This window comes from Citrobacter sp. GW821-FHT07H02, from assembly GCF_059418505.1.
Genome location: NZ_JBWKPZ010000010.1, coordinates 68,843 through 91,167 on the forward strand (window position 1 = coordinate 68,843; position 22,325 = coordinate 91,167).

Genomic DNA, 22,325 nt, shown 5'->3' on the forward strand with positions numbered 1-22,325 from the left:
GTCAGAGACGCAGAATCTGAGCCAGACTTTCCACCACGCCTGCGGGATTTTCCCGATGCGCGTTGTGTCCGGCATTACGAATCACATGGACAGGCGCAGACAGTTCGTTCGCCAGTGCGCGAAATTTACTGTCTCGCTCGCCACATAAATAATAAAACGCAAATGTGCGCGCATTAAGCGCATCACGTAAATCAGGTTGTACGCCAAGCGACGTCGCTTCGAGCATCGCCGCCAGCGTTTCGCCGTTGTTCTGGCTACGCAGTGCAACCAGTGCTTCTCGTTGCTGTGCGTTCAGCGAGGCAAAAACCGGTTGCAGATACCAGTCGTTAAAGACGTCACGCAGCGGTTCATGACGAAAACGCGCCGCCCAATGCCCATCAGAGCGTCGGCGCGCGTCTCGCTCAGCCTCGCTTTGCAGCCCAGGATGACCGCCTTCAACGACCAGGCCGCACAGTCCGGGAATCCCCTCGCTCGCCGCCATCATCGCCACCCGGCCGCCAAGCGAGTATCCCACCAGCCAGTGGTTGAGTATGTTGTAACTAAGCAAGGTTCTGCGCAGCAACGCAATCACCTCGCTGAACCCCTCCACACGAATCGTTGCAGAACCGCCGTGCCCTGGCAAGTCAACATACAACCGCGAGCAGGTCTGAAACTGCTCGCCAACGGTTTGCCATTCCCGATAATCGCCGGAAAACCCATGCAAAAAGACCAGCCAGGGCGAACCCGGCTGTCCCTTCACTGCGTGGGCATGCAGGGTCACAGGTGGCTGACCTGCGCTAATAACTGTTGCAGCGTTTGCGTACCGTCGGTGTCATTGACCACCAGTTCAATCACCGTCGCCGTCGGGGTTCGCCACGCGCCAGCCAGCACATCTTCCAGCTCAGCCCAGTTTTCCGGACGATGGTATTTCAGATTGAACATCGCCGCCGCATGGTCAAAATGGACGTTTTGCGGCATCAGATAAAAACGTTCGCGCTCGCTCTGCGGTGTGGGTAACAGCGAGAAAATTTGCCCACCATTATTGTTCACGACAATCAGCACAAACGGCGCAGAGACCTGGCGTAATAACGCCAGCGCATTGAGATCGTAAAGCGCCGACAAATCGCCCACAATCGCCAGCGTCGATTTCGCACTCGCGCGCTGGACGCCAGCGGCCGTTGAGAGCAAGCCATCAATCCCGCTCGCCCCCCGATTACTGTATACCGGGTATCCGGCGGGCAGCTGCGACAAGGCATCAATCAGCCGCACTACCAGACTGTTACCCACGAACAGTTGCCCCTGCTCCGGCAAATACTCGCGAATTCGGTGAGCCAGTTGGGCTTCGCCAAAGTTTTCGCGACGGGCAGCCACCGCCTGCCATGCCTGCTCGGCCAGACGCGGAATTTCCACGCACCACGGATTGCGTTTTTCAGCCGGGTGCAGATCCAGCCAGTCAGCAATTTTCGACACCAGTCGGCGTCCGCGATGGTGAGCCGGATCCAAGCGGCCTTCGATATTGTCGATAATCCAGTATTCCTGGGGATCACAACTGGCCTGCCACTGCAGCAGGCGTTTACCGGTCAGGCTACTGCCCAGCTGCACGACAATTTGCGCCTGCTGCAGTTCGGTAACCGCCTTCGCATTACCCAACCAAAGATCGGCACAGGGCAGCGGTTGCCCTGTTTGCGATAGCACATCGCCAATCAGCGGCCAGCCCAGCGTTTGTGCCCAAAGCGCGGCTTTTTTGCCCTCTTCCGCGCTCATCCGCCCGGCAACCACCACGCCGCGCTTTTGCCGCCAGAAGAACCAGTCACGCTGTTTTTCACTCTCCAGCCGACGTGCCTCGCGCAGCCAGGGCTTATCATCCTGCCACCAGTCGCCAAGGTGCTGCTGCCACTCAATGCCCGTGTCGTCCATTTCGCCATACAGCGGCTCAGCAAAAGGACAGTTGATATGGACTGCCCCGGCGTGCAACGAAGCAAGCGCATTATCAAGTGTAGAAACCAGCCAGCTTGCCGGAATATCCTGAGTCGGTCGCGGTAAAGAGAGTGTCTGCGAGGGATGTGAAGCAAACATGCCTGACTGACGAATCGCCTGATTGGCGCCGCAGTCGATCAATTCTGGCGGACGATCCGCCGTGAGCAAAATGAGTTTTTCGCCCGTCAGCCCGGCTTCGATCAGCGCCGGATAGAGATTGGCCACCGCCGTCCCGGAAGTGACGATCACCGCAACCGGTTGTTTACTGACCTTCGCCAGCCCCAGTGCCAGGTGGCCCAGCCCACGCTCATCAAAGTGCGTGTGGTGGATAAAAGCAGGATTTTCCGCCGCCGCCAGCGTTAATGGCGTTGAACGAGAGCCAGGGGCAATGCAAACATGCCTCACGCCGTGGCGGGTTAAAGCTTCCAGAATGACCGCCGCCCAGCGTCGGTTAAATGCGCTTACTGACATGAGATTGTCCGGTATCAATATTGCGACTAAGTATAGAGAATCGAAATAATGGATTTTTGATATGAGTCGGGAATGTGTAACTCATTACACTTCCATCTGTAATAAAGTGCGCAACCCTGCCGCTTTATTGTTTATTTCCTGCCATTCTTGCTCAGGATCCGAGCCGCGCACAATCCCCGCACCTGCGTACAACCTCACAATATTGGTGGTAATTTTCGCCGAACGGAGCGACACGCAAAATTCGCTTTGCTGTAGCGACAAATAGCCCGCCGAACCGGCGTACCATTCACGTTCGAAGGGTTCATTTTGCTGAATAAATTGACGCGCCAGTTCACGGGGAATTCCCGCTACCGCCGCCGTCGGTTGTAACTGGTGTAAACAGAGCGCGTCGTCCGGCTGATTGAGCGCCGTCCAGATGCAACGCCGCAAGTGCTGAACTTTACGCAGCCTGAGAACCTGTGGAGGGAGAACATCAAGCGTATGGGTGCAGTTTTGCAGTCTCTGGCAGATATCTTCCACCACCAGCATATTTTCACGCTGATTTTTATCGTCCTTCATCAACCACTCGCCGAGTTGCCAGGCACGGTGATCGTCGGGATGATTAGCCACCGTCCCGGCCAGCGCTTCAGTACGCAGCGCCGTATCACGCCGCCGCCAGAGGCGTTCAGGCGAAGAACCCAGGAAAGCGCTGTCGGCAGAAAATGCCATGAAAAAGTGGTAGCAGTTCAGGTTCAGGCGGCGGCTTGATGCCATCACCGCCGCGGCATTCACCGGACGGGAAAACTGCAAATCCGTCGCCCGCGCCAGGACCACTTTATCAAGCTGTTCCTGAGCAATGGTGCGGGTGGCGAGCTGGATTAAATTCATCCACCCGGTTTTATCCGGCGAATGCTTTTCATCCGTGAGGGTCAAATGCAGCGCTGGCAGCGATTTAATGCTCACCAGTGATGAGAGAAAGCGAACCGCGTCTGCGGCATCTTCACGCAGGGAATGCTCGCTGTAGAGATGCAGGCGCAGTGTCGCAGATCCGCCACAGCGTCGCCATTCCAGGCGCGGTAGCACCAGGTTCCCGCGCTGCGGCTCAAACGCGTTTAATCCCCAGATACGCAGATCGGCATGGTTCGCATGCAGGCGCAAAAACTGTTGCGCCAGGTCCAGAGAGCGGAATGTCGCCACCGCGCCCAGCACGGCGGCTTCTTCATCGCCATTGCGCTGCTGCCAGTAAAATTGCGGCCAGATGGGCTGGCTCGCCAGCCAGCTCAGGGCGTCAAACGCATCATTAAGAGGAAAAGGAACGTCGAAAACACGAATTCCGGGTGCCGCCGGTATCTCTTGCGACAACTGACGCATCAGATTTTCCAGCGCTGTAGTAATTGAATGCACGCGGACCTCTCCCTGTTAAAAACCTCACATTATACGGGGTACTGCAAAGAAATTGCAGTACCTCAGTTTAGGGAGGAAATGCGATCCCGGCTACAAGACGGAATTTAACGCCGCGCCAGCAGTAATCCGAGCACCAGTCCAACCGCCGCACCCACGCCAATTCCCTGCCAGGGTCTTTCATGAACATAGTCATCCGCCAGGTAGGCAGCCTGTTTCGCCCGGTAATAATAGCTGTCTGATGCGTGACTCACGCGATTTTTGACCTCTTCCACCGCCGCTTCCGCCCGCGCTTTGAGCTCGACATATTTCTGATCGGCAGGATCACCCGAGGATCGCAGAACTTCTTCCAGCGTTTCGCTCAAAAATTCGATGTCGTCATCGATACGTGAATGATAAGAATGAAATGACATTGTCTTCTCCCTTGCGATTAACGTATCCGCTAACTATAGACAACTGAGCCCGGTTACGCCTGTCCGGGCTCCCGCGCCATACCGATATGGGGAATACCGTCTTCGTCATAGACGCCGGTCACGGGGGTAAATCCAAAACGACCATAGAACGATTGTAAATGCGCCTGCGCCCCCAGATAAAATGCCTTTTCCGGCCAGTGGTTAACGCAAGAGGTTAACGTCTGGGTCATCAGTTGTTCACCCAGTTTTGCGCCACGCAGCGCCTCACTGACAATCACCCGGCCAATCACCACAGGCTCCAGGTCGTCGTCACTTTTCAGAATCCTCGCATACGCGACCAGTTCATCGTTGCGCCACCCCAGAATATGGCGATTATCCCCCACCAGATCGTCGCCATCGACATCCTGGTAAGGACACTGCTGTTCAACCACAAACACCGTGCAACGCAATTTAAGCAGCGCGTAGAGCGCGGTGACGGATAATTCAGAATGGTGAAGATCTTGCCAGTGGATCATTGTGCGCTCCTTTGTCGTATTCGCTTTATACTAGCCAGAATGTTGTTCAAAAGTGTAATGGAATGATGGAATTCATTTTCTTAGGTACTTCTGCAGGCGTTCCTACGCGCTCACGCAATGTGACGGCGATCTTACTGAATCTACAGCACCCTACGCAGCCCGGGCTGTGGCTGTTTGACTGTGGCGAAGGCACGCAGCACCAGATGCTCAGCACCGCGTTTAATCCGGGTAAGCTCGAACGCATCTTCATCAGCCATCTGCATGGCGATCACCTTTTTGGTTTGCCGGGTTTACTGTGCAGTCGGTCGATGGCGGGCAATCCCCATCCGCTGACGATTTACGGACCAAAGGGACTGCGCGAATTTACCGAAACGGCGCTGCGCCTCAGCGGTTCCTGGACCGACTATCCGCTGGAGATTATCGAAATCACCGCCGGTGAGATTCTGGACGATGGTTTACGCAAAGTGACGGCGTTTACGCTGGAACATCCGCTGGAGTGCTACGGCTACCGTGTTGAAGAGCACGACAAACCCGGCGCGCTGGATGCAAAAGCGTTAAAGGCTGCAGGCGTTAAGCCTGGTCCCCACTTTCAGGATTTGAAGGCCGGAAAAAGCGTTGTGCTGGAGGATGGTCGACGGATCCACGGCGCGGACTATCTCGCGGCACCCGTTGCGGGAAAATCCGTGGCGATCTTCGGTGATACCGCTCCCTGTGCCGGCGCATACGAACTGGCAAAAGGCGTGGATGTGATGGTGCATGAAACCACGCTGGAGACGTCGATGGAAGAAAAAGCCAATAGCCGCGGACACAGTTCAACCCGACAGGCTGCGCTGCTGGCGAAAGAGGCGTGCGTCGGTCGCCTGGTAATTACCCATATAAGTTCACGCTATGATGCTGAAGGATGCCGCAGGATGCTGGCGGAGTGCCAGGCGATTTTCCCTGCGACCGAACTGGCCTACGATTTCGCCGTTTTCACGGTTTAACGCTCCATTTTTTGCCCTCCGTGCCGATAACAGTGACAAGGCTGGATTTCACATTGAGGACAGAATGGACAATTTCCAGAAAGATATTGATGACAGGGCGAACCTGACCCTGTCCAACCGTTTTGAATTGCTGTTGTTTCGTCTCGGGACATCCCTGCACGAACAGAAATCAGAGCTTTTTGGCATCAACGTATTTAAGCTGCGCGAAATTGTTCCCATGCCGACGTTTACGCGCCCGGCCGGAATGAAAGCGCCCCTCTTAGGTATGGTAAATATTCGCGATCAGGTGATCCCGGTTATCGACCTTCCGGCCGTCGCCGGATGTAAACCCGAGACCGGTTTGAATATTCTGCTGATTACCGAATATGCCCGCAGTGTTCAGGCATTCGCCGTGGAGTCTGTCGAGAATATCATGCGTCTGGACTGGCAGCAGGTTCACACCGCCGAGAAAGCCGTCAATGGGCGCTATATCACCAGTATCGCCTGTCTGGATGAAGACAAAGAAACCAACAACCTGGCGCTGGTGCTCGACGTTGAGCAGATCCTCTATGACATCGTACCGTCAAATCACGATTTGCGCGCCGCCCATCTGAAGACCAATAAGTTCAATATCACGCCAGGGGCGGTGGCGATCGTCGCAGAAGATTCGAGAGTGGCCCGCGCGATGCTGGAGAAAGGGTTAAATGCCATGGAAATCCCGCATCAGATGCATATCACCGGTAAAGATGCCTGGGAGAAGATCCAGCAACTGGCCAAAGAGGCCGAAGCGGAAGGCAAACCGATTAGCGAGAAAATCGCCCTCGTGTTGACCGACCTCGAAATGCCGGAGATGGACGGTTTTACCCTCACCCGTAAAATCAAAACCGACGAACGGCTGAAGAAGATCCCGGTGGTGATCCACTCGTCGCTTTCCGGCAGCGCCAACGAAGACCATGTGCGCAAAGTGAAAGCCGATGGCTATGTGGCGAAGTTTGAAGTTAATGAGCTGTCATCGGTGATTCAGGAGGTAATGGAACGCGCGGCGCAAAACGTCAGCGGCCCGCTGGTGAGCCGTCAGTTGATTGGCTAATTTTACTCCGGATATAAAAAAACCCGCCGAGGCGGGTTTTTTCGTTTCTGCATTTCGCTTACATCAGCGGTGCGGCCAACTGCACAATGCTGATCAACGGCTGCGGGTAGACACCGAGAATCAGCACCAGCAGCGCGGAGATCAGTACCACGATACCGCCCGCGCTGTACTGCCAGTTTGACGGCGCATCACGGTTCAGCTGCTGCGGCGCACTCAGGTAGAGGCTTACAGCAACGCGCAGGTAGTAGTACAAACCAATCGCGGAGCCAATGACTACGCCACCGACCAGCCACCACAGGTTAGCCTGGACACCGACGGCAAGGACGTAGAATTTACCGATAAAGCCCAGCGTCATCGGGATACCCGCCAGAGACAGCATCATCACCGTCAGCACGGCCGCGAGGATCGGACGATGCCAGAACAGACCGCGGTAGGAGAACAGTGAATCCGCATCTGGCCCACGGTACGGGCTGGACATCAGGCTCACCACGCCGAACGCGCCGAGACTGCTGAACAGGTAACCGGCCAGATAAACACCGACCGCTTCCATCGACATCTCACCGCTCTGCAGGGCAATCAACGCCACCAGCAGATAACCGAGGTGAGAGATAGAGGAGTAACCGAGCAGACGTTTGATGTTGGTCTGGCTCAGCGCCATCAGGTTACCGAAGATGATGGAGGCAAAGGCAATCACGCCCAGCACCACACGTACCGCTTCGCTGTCGCCAACCGGCGCGTACAGGAACAGACGCATCACCACGCCGAAGATAGCGATCTTGCTCGCCGTCGCCAGGAACGTGGAAACCGGTGCCGGAGCACCCTGGTAAACGTCTGGCGTCCACAGGTGGAACGGCACCAGAGAGAGTTTAAAGCCAAGGCCGACAATCATCATGCCAAAGCCCGCCAGCAGCAGCGGCTCGTTCAGCATCCCGTCGCCCAGGCTCTTACCCAGTGCGACAAACGACAGGTTGCCGGACTGCGCGTACACCAGCGCCATACCAAACAGCAGGAATGAAGACGCTGCGGCAGACAGGATGGTGTATTTGATACTGGCTTCCAGCGAACGTTTCTGACGGAACGCGTAACCCACCAGGCCAAACAGCGGCAGAGAGATAAGCTCGATACCGAGGAACAACGCTGCCAGATGGTTAGCGGTGGCCAGCAGAATTCCACCCAGCGCGGCAATCAGCACCAGCAGGTAGAACTCTTCCCGGTTGTCGTCATAGCCTTCCAGCCACGGGTAGGCAAAGGTACAGGTGGCGAGGCTCGCCAGCAGGACCATCCCGGTGTAGAGCATCGCGAAACCATCGACGCGCATCAGCGGCGTCACGTCCATCGCGCCCGCCTGGCCAACAAACCAGAGCGAAACCAGCGCGGCGTTAAGCCCAATGACCGACAGCGTGGCATTGAGGAAGTGATTGCGTCGCCACGCAATGGAGAGCATCACAACCACCACCGTCAAGCCGACGATCAGCAGCGGTAGCAGCGCAATCAGGTGTTGTGGAGTTATTGTCATGGCGATTTACGGCCTTGTAGTAGTAACGGAATTAACAAACCACTGCTGGATGTTGCCCATCGCTGAATGCGAGGTATCCAGAATCGGCTGCGGATAGATGCCGAGCAGTACCAGGAGCACGACCAGCAACAGGATGATAAACAGCTCACGCAGCGACATCCCTGGCAGTTCAACACTGGCAATCTGGCTTTTCGCCTTACCGAAGTAAGCGCGATGCAGCATCGCCAGCGAGTAAACAGAGGCAAACACCAGACCAAAGGTCGAGATCACCGTAATGACCGGAACCACCTGGAAGCTGCCGAACAGAATCATGAATTCGCCGACGAAGTTACCGGTGCCCGGCATACCCAGCGTACAGACCGCGAAGAACATCGACAGCGCAGGCAACCATTTCATTTTGCCCCACAGACCGCCCATCATACGCATATCACGGGTGTGCAGACGTTCGTACAGCTGGCCACACAGAATAAAGAGGCCCGCAGCGGACAGACCGTGCGCGATCATCTGGATAACCGCACCCTGGTACGCCAGTTGGTTGCCAGTGTAGATAGCAATCAGCACGAAGCCCATGTGTGAAACAGAGGTGTAAGCAATCAGACGTTTGATGTCGTACTGAGCGAACGCCATCCATGCGCCGTAGAAAATACCGATCACACCCAGCCACATGGCGATTGGCGCGAACTCCGCAGACGCGTTCGGGAACAGCGGCAGGGCGAAACGCAGCAGACCGTAAGCCGCGGTTTTCAGCAAAATCCCCGCCAGGTCAACGGAACCTGCCGTCGGTGCCTGAGAGTGCGCGTCCGGCAACCAGCCGTGCAGCGGAACCACCGGCATTTTTACCGCGAAGGCGATAAAGAAGCCCAGCATCAGCAGATATTCCACACCGTGGGACATCGGGGTATTCAGCAGCTCTTCATAGTTGAAGGTCCAGACGCCGGAGGCTTTGTAGTGCACAAACACCAGCGCCAGGATAGCAATCAACATCACCAGACCGCTCGCCTGGGTATAGATGAAGAACTTAGTGGCCGCCGTGATACGCGTTTTCCCGTCAGAAGCTTTATGCCCCCACAGCGCGATCAGGAAGTACATCGGCACCAGCATCATTTCCCAGAAGAAGAAGAACAGGAACATGTCGATGGCAAGGAACACGCCGATAACGCCGCCAAGGATCCACATCAGGTTCAGGTGGAAGAAGCCCTGGTATTTTTCGATTTCATTCCAGGAACACAGTACCGCCAGAACACCCAGCAGACCGGTCAGCACCACCATCAGCAGCGACAGACCGTCAATGGCCAGATGGATTGAGATGCCAAAGCGCGGGATCCACGGCAGCACGAACTCAGACTGCCACTGCGGAATGCCAGCGGATTGCGTCAGTGAATAGCCGCCCTGCAACCACAGTTGCAGACCAAGCGCCAGCGTCAGTCCCATGGTTACCAGCGCGATCCAGCGCGGCACCTTCACGCCAAAGCGTTCGGTCTGCCAGCACAGGAAGCCACCGATAAAGGGAATTAATATTAGCCAGGGTAGTAACATGGCGATCTTTATTCCTTGTTAAAGTCCCAACAGGACCTGATTTTCAACGAATTCTCACAACAGAAAATTCACTTCGGATTGTGGTTTTAATGTCGGGTGGCGCTAGCGCTTACCCGACCTACGGTCTTGTAGGCCCGGTAAGCGTTAGCGCCACCGGGCAAAACAACCGCAATCCTCAAACTCAACGCAGTACCATCAACAGTGCCAGCACCACGACCGCACCAATGCTCATGGACGCCACATACCAGCGCAGATAACCGTTCTCGCTGAACAGCAGGCCTTTACCTGCAAAGCGGGAAAGGATCGCCGGAATGTTCATCATTGAGTTCAGCGGGTCGCTTTTCAGCAACCAGGCGATACCCATGAACGGCTTCACGAACACTTTGTCGTACAACCAGTCGAAGCCCCAGGCGTTAAACCACCAGGTCCCCAGCAGACGGCCCGGGGCGCTGTTGGCAATCGAGGTCACCAGAGTGCGTTTACCCAACCACAGCCAGGCCGCCATCAGAATGCCCACAATCGCCACGACGCCAGAGGTAATTTCCAGGGTCATCACGCGGCCGTGCTCAAGCTCGGTTGTTGCCGGCAGTACACCGTGCAGCGGCGGCACAATCAGCGCGCCAACGAAGGTGGACAGGATCATCAGCACAATCAGCGGCAAGTGATGGGTAATCCCCTTCCCTGCATGAGCGTGAATTTGTTCTTTACCGTGGAACACGATGAAAATCATACGGAAGGTATACAAGGAGGTCATGAACGCACCGACCAGACCTGCAACCATCAGATTGATATGACCGTTGGCCATCGCACCTGCCAGAATCTCATCCTTACTGAAGAAGCCTGCAGTGATCAGCGGCAGAGCCGACAACGCCGCGCCACCTACCAGGAAGCAGAGATAAACCAGCGGAATGGATTTACGCAGACCACCCATCTTGAAGATATTCTGTTCGTGATGGCAGGCCAGAATCACCGAACCGGACGCCAGGAACAGCAGCGCTTTAAAGAAGGCGTGCGTCATCAGGTGGAAAATCGCCGCATCCCACGCCTGAACGCCCAGCGCCAGGAACATGTAGCCAATCTGGCTCATGGTGGAGTAAGCGAGTACACGTTTGATGTCGGTCTGCACCAGCGCGGCGAAACCTGCCAGCACCAGCGTTATCGCACCGACGATACCCACCAGATGCAGAATATCCGGGGTCATCAGGAACAGACCGTGAGTACGGGCAATCAGGTAGACACCGGCGGTTACCATGGTCGCGGCGTGGATCAACGCAGAAACAGGCGTTGGGCCTGCCATCGCGTCTGCCAGCCATGTTTGCAACGGCAACTGCGCAGATTTACCGACCGCACCACCCAGCAGCATCAGCGTCGCCCAGGTCAGCATGTTGTTGCCTGCAGCGAAGTGCGCTGGCGCCAGTTCCACCATTTCGCGGAAGTTCAGGGTGCCCAGTTCGTTGTAAAGAATGAACAGCGCGAAGGCGAGGAAGACGTCACCCACACGGGTCACGACAAACGCTTTCATCGCAGCCGCGCCATTCTTCGGATCGGTGTAGTAGAAACCGATCAGCAGATAGGAGCACAGGCCCACGCCTTCCCAGCCGAGGTACATCAACAGCAGGTTATCGGCAAGCACCAGGATAACCATGCTGGCGATAAACAGGTTGGTGTAGGCGAAGAAGCGAGAGTAACCCTCTTCACCGCGCATATACCAGGACGCAAACATGTGGATCAGGAAGCCCACACCGGTGACCACCGACAGCATGGTCAGGGAGAGACCATCCAGTACCAGGTTAACACCAATGTTGAAGTTGCCGACCGACATCCAGGTCCACAGCGGGACGCTATACGCTTGCTGACCGTTCGCGAAGAAGTCCATGCCGACTAACACTGTCACCAGCGCAGCCAGACCAATGGAGCCTACGCCCACGGTAGCGGAGAGGTTTTCCGACCAGCGACCGCGAGAGAACGCCAGTAGTACAAAGCCAATCAATGGCAGAATAATGGTTAAGGCAAGCATGTTCATCCACGCATCTCACTTACTGAATCGATGTTCAGGTTCTGGCGACGGCGATGCAGTTGCAGTAACAGCGCAAGTCCGATACTCGCTTCAGCAGCCGCAAGGCTGATGGCGAGAATGTACATCACCTGACCATCGGTCTGGCCCCAGTAGCTACCGGCGACCACAAAGGCCAGCGCGGAAGCGTTAATCATGATTTCCAGACCGATCAGCATAAACAGCAGATTGCGGCGGATAACCAGACCGGTTAAGCCCAGAACGAATAAAATCGCAGCGAGGATCAGTCCATGTTGTAAGGGGATCATGCGTGCTCCTCCGTTTTTCTTTTCGCACGGTCTTCAGTGCGGTTGCTCAGCACTTCGCCTGCACGCTCTTCGCGACCGACGTGGAAGGCCACAACCAGACCCGCCAGCAGCAGCATGGAAGCCAGTTCAACCGCCAGTACGTAAGGTCCGAACAGAGAGATACCGACCGCTTTCGCGCTAATCGGCGTACCGTCGATACCCTGGTCATTAACACCCAGAATGGCATACACAATGACCACCAGCATGACGGCCGACAGAATCGCCGGACCAATCCATACCTGGGGTTTCAGCCATTGACGTTCCTGTTCGATTTCGGAACCGCCCAGGTTGAGCATCATTACCACGAACACGAACAGCACCATGATGGCGCCTGCGTAGACGATAATTTCCAGCGCACCCGCGAAGTAAGCCCCCAGCGAGAAGAACACCCCGGAAATCGCCAGCAGCGAAATAATCAGATACAGCAACGCATGCACCGGATTGGTGTGGGTGATCACTCGCAAGGTCGCGAGAATGGCTACCAGCCCACAAATATAAAAAGCGAACTCCATTGCCCCTCTCCTTACGGTAACAGGCTCTTGACGTCGATAGGCTTGGCTTCGTTCTCTGCTTCGCCCTTATCTTTGCCGTCGATTGCCATACCTGCCATCCGGTAGAAGTTATATTCCGGGTATTTGCCCGGACCGGAGATCAGCAGATCCTCTTTCTCGTAAACCAGATCCTGGCGCTTGTACTCACCCAGTTCGAAATCTGGTGTGAGCTGAATTGCCGTTGTCGGACAGGCTTCTTCACACAGTCCGCAAAAAATGCAGCGTGAGAAGTTGATGCGGAAAAACTCCGGATACCAACGACCATCTTTGGTCTCTGCTTTTTGCAGAGAGATACAGCCTACCGGGCAAGCTACCGCACACAGGTTACAGGCAACACAGCGTTCTTCGCCGTCCGGGTCGCGCGTCAGTACGATACGGCCACGGAAACGGGGTGGTAGATAGACCGGTTCTTCCGGGTACATCTGCGTTTCGCGTTTGGCGAACGCATGCAGGCCGATCATCCAGATACTGCGTACCTGGGTGCCGAAGCCTACGAACAATTCTTTTAAGGTCATGGTCTTTTCGCCCCTTATTGCGCCTGCCAGAGAATGACAGCCGCCGTTACCAGCAAGTTGACAAGCGTCAGCGGCAGGCAGATCTTCCAGCCGAAGGACATCACCTGGTCATAACGAGGACGAGGTAATGACGCGCGAATCAAAATGAACATCATCATGAAGAATGCGGTTTTCAGCGCAAACCAGACGAATGGCGGTAAGAACGGGCCATGCCAGCCACCGAAGAACAGGGTAACCATCAGCGCAGAAATGGTGACGATACCGATGTACTCCCCCACGAAGAACAGACCGAACTTCATACCGGAATATTCAATGTGGTAACCATCAGCCAGTTCCTGCTCGGCTTCCGGTTGGTCAAATGGGTGACGGTGACACACCGCCACGCCCGCGATGGCAAAGGTGATAAAACCAAAGAACTGCGGGATAACGTTCCAGATATCAGCCTGGTTATTGACGATGTCGGTCATGTTAAATGAACCGGCTTGCGCCACTACGCCCATCAGGGAAAGTCCCAGGAACACTTCATAACTCAGGGTCTGCGCAGAGGCACGCATCGCACCCAGCAGCGAGTATTTGTTGTTGCTCGACCAGCCGGCAAACAGCACCGCGTAGACCGCCAGCCCCGCCATCATCAGGAAGAACAGAATCCCGATGTTCAGATCCGCAACCACCCAGCCTGGGCTGACCGGCACAATGGCAAAGGCCAGCAGCAGCGAGGTAAAGGCGATCATTGGCGCCAGCGTAAAGATGACGCGATCCGAGAATTTCGGGATCCAGTCTTCTTTAAAGAACATTTTGATCATGTCCGCGACCAGCTGGAGCGAACCGCCCCAGCCAACACGGTTTGGTCCATAACGGTTCTGGAACAGACCCAGCAGGCGACGTTCGCCAAAGCTCATGAATGCCCCGCAGGTGACCACCACCAGCAGGATCACCACCGCTTTGAGAATGCTCAGCAGGATCTCAATCAGATCCGGTGTAATCCAACTCATTGTTGTGCCTCCTGCAGATCCTCAAGACGCGCGCCCGCCAGCACTGGCGCAATGCCCGGCATACCCATCGGCAAACCGACCTGCCCTGCCGTCAGTCCTTCAGCGATTTCAACCGGCAGCGTGACCGTGTTGCCATCATAACTAAAGGAGACGTGCGTACCGGCATTCACTCCCAACTTCGCGGCATCGGCCGGGTTGAGTTTGATGTACGGTTGCGGCATACGGCTCTGGAAGACCGGAGAACGCTGTGACATCTCGTCGCTACCAAACAGATGGTAGTACGGTGCGATACGCCATTTACCCTCTTCTGCCTGGAAACCTGCCGGAACGGTCGTGAAATACTCCAGACCACCCTCAGAGGCCTCGATCAGGCGAACGCCCGGATCGCCATGACGCAGTTTCCCGCCCACTTCAGCCTGGAATTTGTTCCATGCCTGCGGGGAGTTCCAGCCTGGTGCCCAGGCAAATGGAATCTGCGAACGCGGTGCATCCGGCTGGTTGTTCCCTTCCATTGAGAAGGCAAACATGGTGTCTTTATCCTGCGGCTGACGCGGTTCGTGAACGCTAATGTCGGCGCGCATCGCGGTACGACCGCTGTAACGGTGCGGCTCACGCGCCAGTTTCTGACCCTTCACGCGGAAAGTCGCGTCCGGCGCGGCATCTTTGATACCCGCCAGCTGCGGCAGTGCAGCAATCGCAGCATCGATGACGTGGTCAAGCTGCGTCCAGTCGACTTCACGGTTACGTACAGTACTGTGCAGCGAGTGCAGCCAGCGCCAGCTTTCCAGCATGACGGTGTTGGCTTCGTAGTACGCCGGGTCATACACCTGGAAGAAACGCTGTGCACGGCCTTCGTTGTTGATAACGGTACCGTCGCTTTCAGCAAAGCTTGCTGCGGAGAGTACCAGGTGGGCACTGTCCATAATCGCCGTACGCTGATGGTCAACCACCATCACCAGCGGCGCTTTTGCCAGCGCAGCGTTGACGCGAATGGCCGAAGCATGGCGATGCAGGTCGTTTTCCAGTACCACGACGGCGTCAGCACGACCGGTTTCCAGTTCGGTTAACGCGTCGTCAAGCGAACCACCGCCAATCATGCCGAGGCCCATGCTGTTCACGGAACGGGCAATCATGGTGATACCGACGTCAGCGCCACGGCCTTTCAGTGCTTTTGCCACGTTGGCAGCCGCCTGAATCACTTCCGCGCTACCGGCGTTGGTGCCGGAGATAATCAATGGTTTTTTCGCGCCGGCCAATGCCTGAACGATCACATCAATTTTGTTTTGCAGATCGCGATCGATTCCGTCCACTGCCGGCGCGCTATTATCAAGCGCATGAGCAATAGCAAAACCTAAGCGAGCCTGATCTTCGACCGGCGCACGGTAAGTCCACGCCGCAATATCATCCAGACGGGTGTTATCGACGTTAGTGACGAACAGCGGATGCTTCGCACGTTGACCGATGTTAAGGATGGCCGCAATCTGCCAGTCAGCTACTTTCTGTGCTGCTGCCATTTCACGTGCTTTACCCTTCACGGCCTGACGCACGGCCAGCGCAACGCGCGCCCCGGTCTGCGTGATGTCTTCACCCAGCACCAGCACGGCATCGTAAGATTCGATATCACGCAACGCAGGGGTATGAATGCCGCCTTCTTGCAGCACTTTCAGCGCCAGTTCCAGACGTTCCTGTTCGCCGTGAGCGATACCGGTATAGAAGTTTTCCGCCCCCACCAGTTCACGCAGCGCGAAGTTGCTCTCTACGCTGGCGCGTGGAGAACCGATACCAATCACTTTCTTCGACTGACGCAGAATGTCCGCCGCACCCTGCATCGCCTGTTCGGCGTTCAGCGTGATCAGATCATCGCCACGACGCTGAACCGGCTGACGCGGACGGTCTTTCAGGTTGACGTAACCATAGCCAAAACGACCACGGTCGCAGAGGAAGTAGTGGTTAACGGTCCCGTTATAGCGGTTTTCGATACGACGCAATTCGCCGTAACGCTCTCCCGGGCTGGTGTTACAGCCGATGGAACATTGCTGGCAGATGCTTGGCGCAAACTGCATGTCCCATTTACGGTTATAACGCTCGGAGTGCGTTTTATCGGTAAAGACGCCGGTCGGGCAGATTTCGACCAGGTTGCCGGAGAATTCGCTTTCAAGCGTACCGTCTTCCGGGCGACCGAAGTAGACGTTGTCGTGTGCGCCATAAACGCCCAGATCGCCGCCATCAGCGTAATCTTTGTAGTAACGCACGCAGCGGTAGCAAGCGATGCAGCGGTTCATTTCGTGAGAGATGAACGGCCCCAAATCCTGATTACGGTGAGTACGTTTGGTGAAACGATAGCGACGGAAGTTATGGCCGGTCATCACGGTCATATCCTGAAGATGGCAGTTACCGCCTTCTTCACAAACCGGGCAGTCGTGCGGGTGGTTTGTCATCAACCACTCGACCACGCTTTCACGGAACTGTTTCGCTTCTTCGTCGTCAATAGAGATAAAGGTGCCTTCGGTGGCCGGTGTCATACAAGACATCACCAGGCGACCACGCGTGTCTTCCGCGTTTTGATATTGCTTCACCGCACACTGGCGGCAAGCACCGACGCTTCCCAGCGCCGGGTGCCAGCAAAAGTACGGAATATCAAGGCCGAGGGACAGACATGCCTGTAACAGGTTGTCTGAGCCATTGACCTCATATTCTTTGCCGTCTACATGAATCGTAGCCATAGTCAGCATGCTTCCAGTTGGCTCAGTCTGTGACTGAGCGTTAATCGAAATTCATATCGCGATCCAGGGTTACCCCTGAAATTACCAGCGCTCTTTCAGCAGGTTCGGCTGAATACCACCAATCGCATGGGTATTGCTGAACGACTGCTTGATGCCGGCTTCGAATTCTTCGCGGAAATATTTAATGGCGCTCTGCAAAGGTTCAACCGCACCTGGCGCGTGCGCACAGAAGGTTTTCCCCGGACCGAGGAAACGACACAGTTGCTCAAGTGTCTCGATATCCCCCGGCTGGCCTTCGCCACGCTCCAGCGCACGCAGAATTTTTACGCTCCACGGCAGGCCATCGCGGCACGGCGTACACCAGCCACACGATTCACGGGCAAAGAACTCTTCCAGGTTACGCACCAGGCCAACCATGCCAATTTCATGGTCAACGGCCATCGCCAGCGCGGTTCCCAGACGGCTTCCCGCTTTCCCGATGCTTTCGAATTCCATCGGCAAGTCGAGATGTGCTTCGGTCAGGAAGTCAGTACCTGCGCCGCCCGGCTGCCAGGCTTTGAACTTCAGGCCATCGCGCATACCGCCAGCATAATCTTCGAGGATCTCACGCGCGGTGGTGCCAAACGGTAACTCCCACAGTCCCGGATTCTTCACGCGACCGGAGAAGCCCATCAGCTTGGTGCCCGCATCTTTGCTCTTCGAAATGTTCTGATACCACTCCACGCCGTGATCGAGGATCGCCGGGACGTTACACAACGTTTCGACGTTGTTGACGCAGGTTGGTTTGCCCCATGCACCGGAGCTTGCCGGGAACGGCGGCTTGGAGCGTGGGTTAGCGCGACGACCTTCGAGGGAGTTGATAAGCGCGGTTTCTTCACCGCAGATATAACGCCCTGCCCCGGTATGGACAAACAGCTCGAAGTCAAAGCCGGTGCCCATAATATTTTTGCCGAGCAGACCCGCTTCGGTCGCTTCGGCAATGGCGCGGCGCAGATTCACTGCCGCTTCAATGTATTCACCGCGCAGGAAGATGTAACCCCGGTACGCTTTCAGCGCAAACGCGGAGATCAGCATGCCTTCCACCAGCAGGTGCGGCAGCTGTTCCATCAGCAGACGGTCTTTATAGGTACCCGGCTCCATTTCATCGGCGTTACACAGCAGGTAACGGATGTTCATGGATTCGTCTTTCGGCATCAGGCTCCACTTCAGACCCGTGGAAAAGCCTGCGCCGCCGCGCCCTTTCAGGCCAGCGTCTTTCACCTGGTTGACGATCTCATCCGGAGAGAGACCGGTCAGCGCTTTACGCGCACCTTCGTAGCCGTTCTTGCTGCGGTATTCATCCAACCATACCGGCTGGTTGTCATCGCGCAGACGCCAGGTCAGCGGATGCGTTTCGGGAGTACGGATAATGTTTTTCATTTATACCGCTCCAGTAATTCAGGAATGCCTTCCGGGGTCAGGTGAGCATGAGTGTCGTCATCGATCATCATGTTCGGCCCTTTGTCGCAATTCCCCAGACAGCAGGTCGGCAGCAGCGTAAAGCGACCGTCAAAAGTCGTCTGCCCCGGCTTGATGTCGAGCTTTTTCTCGAGCGCGGCCTGGATCCCCTGGTAGCCGTTGATATGGCACACCACGCTGTCGCAATAGCGGATCACATGGCGACCGACCGGCTGGCGGAAGATCTGGCTGTAGAACGTCGCAACGCCTTCGACGTCGCTGGCTGGAATACCCAACACGTCAGCGATCGCATAGATCGCGCCATCCGGCACCCAGCCACGCTGTTTCTGAACGATTTTCAGCGCTTCAATGGACGCCGCACGCGGGTCTTCGTAGTGGTGCTTCTCGTGCTCAATGGCTTCACGCTCTGCCGCACTCAGCTCAAAAGCCTCGGTCTGTGGTTGTTGATTCTCGTGCATAATTAGCGGTCCACATCTGACATAACAAAATCGATACTACCCAGATGGACGATCAGGTCGGACACCAGGCTGCCGCGAACCGCCACCGGGATCTGCTGCAGGTGCGCAAAACTCGGGGTACGGATACGCGTACGGTAGCTCATGGTGCTGCCATCGCTGGTCAGGTAGTAACTGTTGATACCCTTGGTCGCTTCCACCATCTGGAAGGACTCGTTCGCCGGCATCACCGGGCCCCACGACACTTGCAGGAAGTGGGTGATCAGGGTTTCGATATGTTGTAGCGTGCGCTCTTTCGGCGGCGGCGTGGTCAGCGGGTGATCCGCTTTGAACGGGCCTTCCGGCATGTTATTGAGGCACTGCTCAAGGATGCGCAGACTCTGACGCAACTCTTCTACTTTCAACATGACGCGGGTATAGCAGTCGGAAACACCACCGCCAACCGGTACTTCAAAGTCGAAGTTTTCGTAGCCAGAGTACGGACGTGATTTACGCACGTCGAAGTCAACCCCGGTCGCGCGCAGCGCAGCACCGGTACAACCCCAGTCCAGCGCTTCTTTCTTGCCGTAAGCGGCAACGCCCTGCGAACGACCTTTCAGGATGGTGTTACGCAGCGCGGCTTTCTCATAAGAATCGAGGCGCTTCGGCATCCAGTCGAGGAAGTCACGCAGCAGTTTGTCCCAGCCACGCGGCAGGTCGTGAGCAACACCGCCGATACGGAACCAGGCCGGGTGCATACGGAAACCGGTGATCGCTTCTACCACGTCATAGATTTTCTGACGGTCGGTAAAGGCGAAGAACACGGGAGTCATCGCGCCGACGTCCTGAATAAACGTCGAGATATACAGCAGGTGGCTGTTGATGCGGAACAGTTCGGAAAGCATCACGCGGATCACGTTGACGCGATCCGGCACGGTAATCCCCGCCAGTTTTTCAACGGCCAGCACGTAAGGCATTTCGTTGACGCAACCGCCGAGGTACTCGATTCGGTCAGTGTACGGAATGTAGCTGTGCCAGGACTGACGTTCGCCCATCTTTTCAGCGCCACGGTGGTGGTAGCCGATGTCAGGTACGCAGTCGACGATCTCTTCGCCGTCAAGCTGAAGCACAATACGGAATGCACCGTGGGAAGACGGGTGGTTCGGACCGAGGTTGAGGAACATGAAGTCCTCGTTGTTGGTACCGCGACTCATTCCCCAATCTTCTGGCTTAAAGGTCAGCGATTCCATTTCCAGATCCTGCTTGGCTTTGGTCAGCTCAAACGGATCGAATTCGGTCGCACGCGCCGGGTAGTCTTTACGCAGCGGATGGCCCTGCCAGGTATGCGGCATCAGAAGTCGCGTCAGGTGCGGGTGACCTTCGATATCGATACCAAACATTTCCCAGGTTTCACGCTCATACCAGTTAGCGTTGGGGAACAGTTTGGTGAAGGTCGGCACACGCAGGTCGTGTTCAGACAACGCCACCTTGAGCATGATGTCGCGATTGCGTTCAATGGAGATCAGGTGATAGAAAACGGAAAAATCCGCGGCGGGTAACCCGTCACGGTGTGTGCGCAGACGCTCGTCCATGCCGTGTAAGTCAAACAGCATGACGTAAGGTTTTGGCAGTCTCTTTAAGAAATCGCCAACTTCCAGCAATTGTTCGCGTTTAACCCAAACAACGGGTACTCCGGTGCGGGTCGCCTGAACGGTAAAGGCATCCGGCCCAAAACGGTTGCGCAGTTCGCCAATAACCGGGTCATCCAGATGATCCCGGGTTTGCCATGCGGCGTCTTGCGCGGTTAAGTCGGTCATATTGTTCACCATTGCAAATGGTCCGTGGTGGTCGGCAGTGCTTCGCGCTATTTATGTAGTGATGAGCGAAGTTCGGCTGCCGACAGGCGCAAATTAAATCTCGTCTGGTGTACGAAGATTCGTTACTGCAATGCGTTCGCCGCGTTTACGTTCGCGCTCTGACTGCATATTGGCGCGATAAACGCCCTGATCGCCAACCACCCAGGAGAGCGGACGACGTTCTTTGCCAATGGAATCCTGCAGCAGCATCAGCGCCTGCATATACGCTTCCGGGCGCGGCGGGCATCCCGGGATGTACACATCCACCGGGATAAACTTATCAACACCCTGAACCACCGAGTAAATATCGTACATACCACCAGAGTTGGCACATGCGCCCATGGAGATAACCCACTTCGGCTCCAGCATCTGGTCATAAAGACGCTGAATGACTGGCGCCATTTTGGTGAAGCAGGTTCCCGCAACCACCATCAGGTCAGCCTGACGCGGCGAAGCACGCAGTACTTCCGCACCAAAGCGCGCCACGTCATGCACGGCGGTGAACGAGGTCACCATCTCTACGTAGCAGCAGGAAAGGCCGAAGTTGTACGGCCAAATTGAGTTCTTACGGCCCCAGTTAACCATGTCATGCAGTTTGCCCATGAACACGTTTTTGTTAACTTCTTGCTCCAGGGGGTCGGTTACGATCTCCTGTTTTTGCAGGGGGTAACGGTCATTCTCACCGTTAGGATCTATGCGGGTGAGCGTATAATCCATCTTAATGCCTCGCGGTTAGCGTTGACGATTAGCGATACTGTTCGTTTCCGGGTTCATACGCTCGCGGCGTGAACGCGCGGGCGTCCAGTCCAGCGCGCCAATACGCACCAGATAAACCAGACCTGCCAGTAACACAAAAATAAAAATTGCAGCTTCCACAAAGCCAATCCAGCCGCTCTCGCGGATAGAAGTTGACCATGCGAACAGATACAGCGCTTCAACGTCGAAGATAACGAAGAACATGGCTACCAGATAAAACTTGGCAGACAGGCGCAAGCGGGCGGAGCCAACTGAGTCAATACCTGATTCGAACGGAACGTTTTTCGACCTCGCGCGTGCGCGACCGCCTAAAAACCAACCGCCGACGAGCATCAGGCAGCACAGTCCAATGGCAACAATAAGAAAGATAGCGAATGCCCAGTGATGAGCGATGATTTCAGTGGATGTTGACATACTCATTGCTTACTCATCAAAAGTAGCGCCAAATTCTCTGCTCTTTTCGGCAGATGAACGCCACATCGATTCATGGGGAGGAATAAAAAAAACCCTACAATAACTGTAGAAAATGATTAAACAGCTAATTGATGTGGTTTTTTACTCCTTTCTATAACCTTTTGTCAACTTTAACAAAAGTTACCTCACATTAATTCACATCAAGACAACTTGGTTAACATTTAATGCCGTTATGACTGATTTCGATCGCATCGCCAGTCGGCTTTAACTTTGTTGAATCGTGTCCGTTGTGAGGTTAAAGAGTTAATGCGCCTCTATTTTGACAGGAATTCGTGCAGATGCCTCCCCCTAAATAGGAGTATTTTCTTGATCTGTGACACGCTTTTGTTAATTCACCCTAAAAAACAGCAACAATTTCTCTAGTTT

The 22,325-nt window shown here is 55.6% G+C and carries 20 protein-coding genes; 2 read left to right on the plus strand and 18 right to left on the minus strand.

Features of this window, described 5'->3' with window-relative positions; translation table 11 throughout:
• Window position 1 precedes the first annotated feature (1 nt).
• The 5 genes from menH to AC07NP_RS12240 form a co-directional block, all read right to left on the minus strand.
• Window positions 2-760, minus strand: a complete 759-nt coding sequence (gene menH / locus AC07NP_RS12220; RefSeq protein WP_494660637.1) for a 2-succinyl-6-hydroxy-2,4-cyclohexadiene-1-carboxylate synthase — start codon at window positions 758-760, stop codon at window positions 2-4.
• Window positions 757-2,427, minus strand: coding sequence for a 2-succinyl-5-enolpyruvyl-6-hydroxy-3-cyclohexene-1-carboxylic-acid synthase (gene menD, locus AC07NP_RS12225; protein ID WP_494660638.1), 1,671 nt, complete (start codon window positions 2,425-2,427; stop codon window positions 757-759). The genes menH and menD overlap by 4 nt, the downstream gene beginning before the upstream one ends.
• Window positions 2,428-2,511: 84 nt before the next feature.
• Window positions 2,512-3,810, minus strand: coding sequence for an isochorismate synthase MenF (gene menF, locus AC07NP_RS12230; protein WP_494660639.1), 1,299 nt, complete (start codon window positions 3,808-3,810; stop codon window positions 2,512-2,514).
• 104 nt (window positions 3,811-3,914) lie between these two features.
• Complete coding sequence (elaB, locus tag AC07NP_RS12235; RefSeq protein WP_490470234.1) at window positions 3,915-4,220, minus strand: stress response protein ElaB; 306 nt, start codon at window positions 4,218-4,220, stop codon at window positions 3,915-3,917.
• 53 nt (window positions 4,221-4,273) lie between these two features.
• On the minus strand, window positions 4,274-4,735 hold the full coding sequence (locus tag AC07NP_RS12240) for a GNAT family N-acetyltransferase (RefSeq protein ID WP_494660640.1): 462 nt from the start codon (window positions 4,733-4,735) through the stop codon (window positions 4,274-4,276).
• Window positions 4,736-4,800: 65 nt separating this feature from the next.
• On the opposite strand from AC07NP_RS12240, the gene rbn reads away from it, so the two are divergent.
• Both rbn and AC07NP_RS12250 read left to right on the plus strand, forming a co-directional pair.
• Window positions 4,801-5,718: a ribonuclease BN gene (rbn, locus tag AC07NP_RS12245; protein WP_494660670.1), complete on the plus strand. Its 918-nt coding sequence runs from the start codon at window positions 4,801-4,803 to the stop codon at window positions 5,716-5,718.
• Window positions 5,719-5,782: 64 nt separating this feature from the next.
• On the plus strand, window positions 5,783-6,787 hold the full coding sequence (locus tag AC07NP_RS12250; RefSeq protein WP_203360578.1) for a chemotaxis protein: 1,005 nt from the start codon (window positions 5,783-5,785) through the stop codon (window positions 6,785-6,787).
• A gap of 58 nt (window positions 6,788-6,845) precedes the next feature.
• Here AC07NP_RS12250 and nuoN read toward each other — a convergent pair whose 3' ends face one another.
• The 13 genes from nuoN to nuoA all read right to left on the minus strand — a co-directional run bounded on the left by nuoN (window position 6,846) and on the right by nuoA (window position 21,905).
• Window positions 6,846-8,303 (minus strand): NADH-quinone oxidoreductase subunit NuoN, encoded by a 1,458-nt coding sequence (gene nuoN, locus AC07NP_RS12255; protein WP_203360575.1) that lies wholly within the window; start codon window positions 8,301-8,303, stop codon window positions 6,846-6,848.
• A gap of 6 nt (window positions 8,304-8,309) precedes the next feature.
• Complete coding sequence (gene nuoM, locus AC07NP_RS12260) at window positions 8,310-9,839, minus strand: NADH-quinone oxidoreductase subunit M (RefSeq protein ID WP_203360574.1); 1,530 nt, start codon at window positions 9,837-9,839, stop codon at window positions 8,310-8,312.
• Window positions 9,840-10,020: 181 nt separating this feature from the next.
• Window positions 10,021-11,862: an NADH-quinone oxidoreductase subunit L gene (gene nuoL, locus AC07NP_RS12265; protein ID WP_494660641.1), complete on the minus strand. Its 1,842-nt coding sequence runs from the start codon at window positions 11,860-11,862 to the stop codon at window positions 10,021-10,023.
• Window positions 11,859-12,161 (minus strand): NADH-quinone oxidoreductase subunit NuoK, encoded by a 303-nt coding sequence (nuoK, locus tag AC07NP_RS12270; protein ID WP_000612644.1) that lies wholly within the window; start codon window positions 12,159-12,161, stop codon window positions 11,859-11,861. The genes nuoL and nuoK overlap by 4 nt, the downstream gene beginning before the upstream one ends.
• Window positions 12,158-12,712 (minus strand): NADH-quinone oxidoreductase subunit J, encoded by a 555-nt coding sequence (gene nuoJ / locus AC07NP_RS12275; protein WP_192612894.1) that lies wholly within the window; start codon window positions 12,710-12,712, stop codon window positions 12,158-12,160. Before nuoJ ends, nuoK begins: the two co-directional genes overlap by 4 nt.
• Window positions 12,713-12,723: 11 nt before the next feature.
• Window positions 12,724-13,266 (minus strand): NADH-quinone oxidoreductase subunit NuoI, encoded by a 543-nt coding sequence (gene nuoI, locus AC07NP_RS12280; protein WP_003028062.1) that lies wholly within the window; start codon window positions 13,264-13,266, stop codon window positions 12,724-12,726.
• A gap of 14 nt (window positions 13,267-13,280) precedes the next feature.
• A complete protein-coding gene (gene nuoH, locus AC07NP_RS12285) occupies window positions 13,281-14,258 on the minus strand; it encodes an NADH-quinone oxidoreductase subunit NuoH (protein ID WP_162383079.1) in 978 nt (325 codons plus the stop codon).
• Complete coding sequence (gene nuoG, locus AC07NP_RS12290; RefSeq protein ID WP_301697954.1) at window positions 14,255-16,981, minus strand: NADH-quinone oxidoreductase subunit NuoG; 2,727 nt, start codon at window positions 16,979-16,981, stop codon at window positions 14,255-14,257. Before nuoG ends, nuoH begins: the two co-directional genes overlap by 4 nt.
• Window positions 16,982-17,062: 81 nt before the next feature.
• Window positions 17,063-18,400: an NADH-quinone oxidoreductase subunit NuoF gene (gene nuoF, locus AC07NP_RS12295; RefSeq protein ID WP_203360571.1), complete on the minus strand. Its 1,338-nt coding sequence runs from the start codon at window positions 18,398-18,400 to the stop codon at window positions 17,063-17,065.
• Window positions 18,397-18,897: an NADH-quinone oxidoreductase subunit NuoE gene (nuoE, locus tag AC07NP_RS12300; RefSeq protein ID WP_494660642.1), complete on the minus strand. Its 501-nt coding sequence runs from the start codon at window positions 18,895-18,897 to the stop codon at window positions 18,397-18,399. Before nuoE ends, nuoF begins: the two co-directional genes overlap by 4 nt.
• Before the next feature lie 2 nt (window positions 18,898-18,899).
• Complete coding sequence (gene nuoC / locus AC07NP_RS12305) at window positions 18,900-20,702, minus strand: NADH-quinone oxidoreductase subunit C/D (protein ID WP_494660643.1); 1,803 nt, start codon at window positions 20,700-20,702, stop codon at window positions 18,900-18,902.
• Window positions 20,703-20,783: 81 nt separating this feature from the next.
• A complete protein-coding gene (gene nuoB / locus AC07NP_RS12310; protein ID WP_003028075.1) occupies window positions 20,784-21,446 on the minus strand; it encodes an NADH-quinone oxidoreductase subunit NuoB in 663 nt (220 codons plus the stop codon).
• Between the two features lie 15 nt (window positions 21,447-21,461).
• Window positions 21,462-21,905, minus strand: a complete 444-nt coding sequence (gene nuoA / locus AC07NP_RS12315; protein ID WP_162383083.1) for an NADH-quinone oxidoreductase subunit NuoA — start codon at window positions 21,903-21,905, stop codon at window positions 21,462-21,464.
• Window positions 21,906-22,325 lie beyond the last annotated feature (420 nt).

Coding starts and splice junctions, on each gene's coding strand:
- menD (WP_494660638.1), bottom strand. CDS start 2,427: ATGTCAGTAAGCGCATTTAACCGACGCTGGGCGGCGGTCATTCTGGAA.
- elaB (WP_490470234.1), bottom strand. CDS start 4,220: ATGTCATTTCATTCTTATCATTCACGTATCGATGACGACATCGAATTT.
- AC07NP_RS12240 (WP_494660640.1), bottom strand. CDS start 4,735: ATGATCCACTGGCAAGATCTTCACCATTCTGAATTATCCGTCACCGCG.
- rbn (WP_494660670.1), top strand. CDS start 4,801: ATGGAATTCATTTTCTTAGGTACTTCTGCAGGCGTTCCTACGCGCTCA.
- AC07NP_RS12250 (WP_203360578.1), top strand. CDS start 5,783: ATGGACAATTTCCAGAAAGATATTGATGACAGGGCGAACCTGACCCTG.
- nuoN (WP_203360575.1), bottom strand. CDS start 8,303: ATGACAATAACTCCACAACACCTGATTGCGCTGCTACCGCTGCTGATC.
- nuoM (WP_203360574.1), bottom strand. CDS start 9,839: ATGTTACTACCCTGGCTAATATTAATTCCCTTTATCGGTGGCTTCCTG.
- nuoL (WP_494660641.1), bottom strand. CDS start 11,862: ATGAACATGCTTGCCTTAACCATTATTCTGCCATTGATTGGCTTTGTA.
- nuoK (WP_000612644.1), bottom strand. CDS start 12,161: ATGATCCCCTTACAACATGGACTGATCCTCGCTGCGATTTTATTCGTT.
- nuoJ (WP_192612894.1), bottom strand. CDS start 12,712: ATGGAGTTCGCTTTTTATATTTGTGGGCTGGTAGCCATTCTCGCGACC.
- nuoI (WP_003028062.1), bottom strand. CDS start 13,266: ATGACCTTAAAAGAATTGTTCGTAGGCTTCGGCACCCAGGTACGCAGT.
- nuoH (WP_162383079.1), bottom strand. CDS start 14,258: ATGAGTTGGATTACACCGGATCTGATTGAGATCCTGCTGAGCATTCTC.
- nuoG (WP_301697954.1), bottom strand. CDS start 16,981: ATGGCTACGATTCATGTAGACGGCAAAGAATATGAGGTCAATGGCTCA.
- nuoF (WP_203360571.1), bottom strand. CDS start 18,400: ATGAAAAACATTATCCGTACTCCCGAAACGCATCCGCTGACCTGGCGT.
- nuoE (WP_494660642.1), bottom strand. CDS start 18,897: ATGCACGAGAATCAACAACCACAGACCGAGGCTTTTGAGCTGAGTGCG.
- nuoC (WP_494660643.1), bottom strand. CDS start 20,702: ATGGTGAACAATATGACCGACTTAACCGCGCAAGACGCCGCATGGCAA.
- nuoB (WP_003028075.1), bottom strand. CDS start 21,446: ATGGATTATACGCTCACCCGCATAGATCCTAACGGTGAGAATGACCGT.
- nuoA (WP_162383083.1), bottom strand. CDS start 21,905: ATGAGTATGTCAACATCCACTGAAATCATCGCTCATCACTGGGCATTC.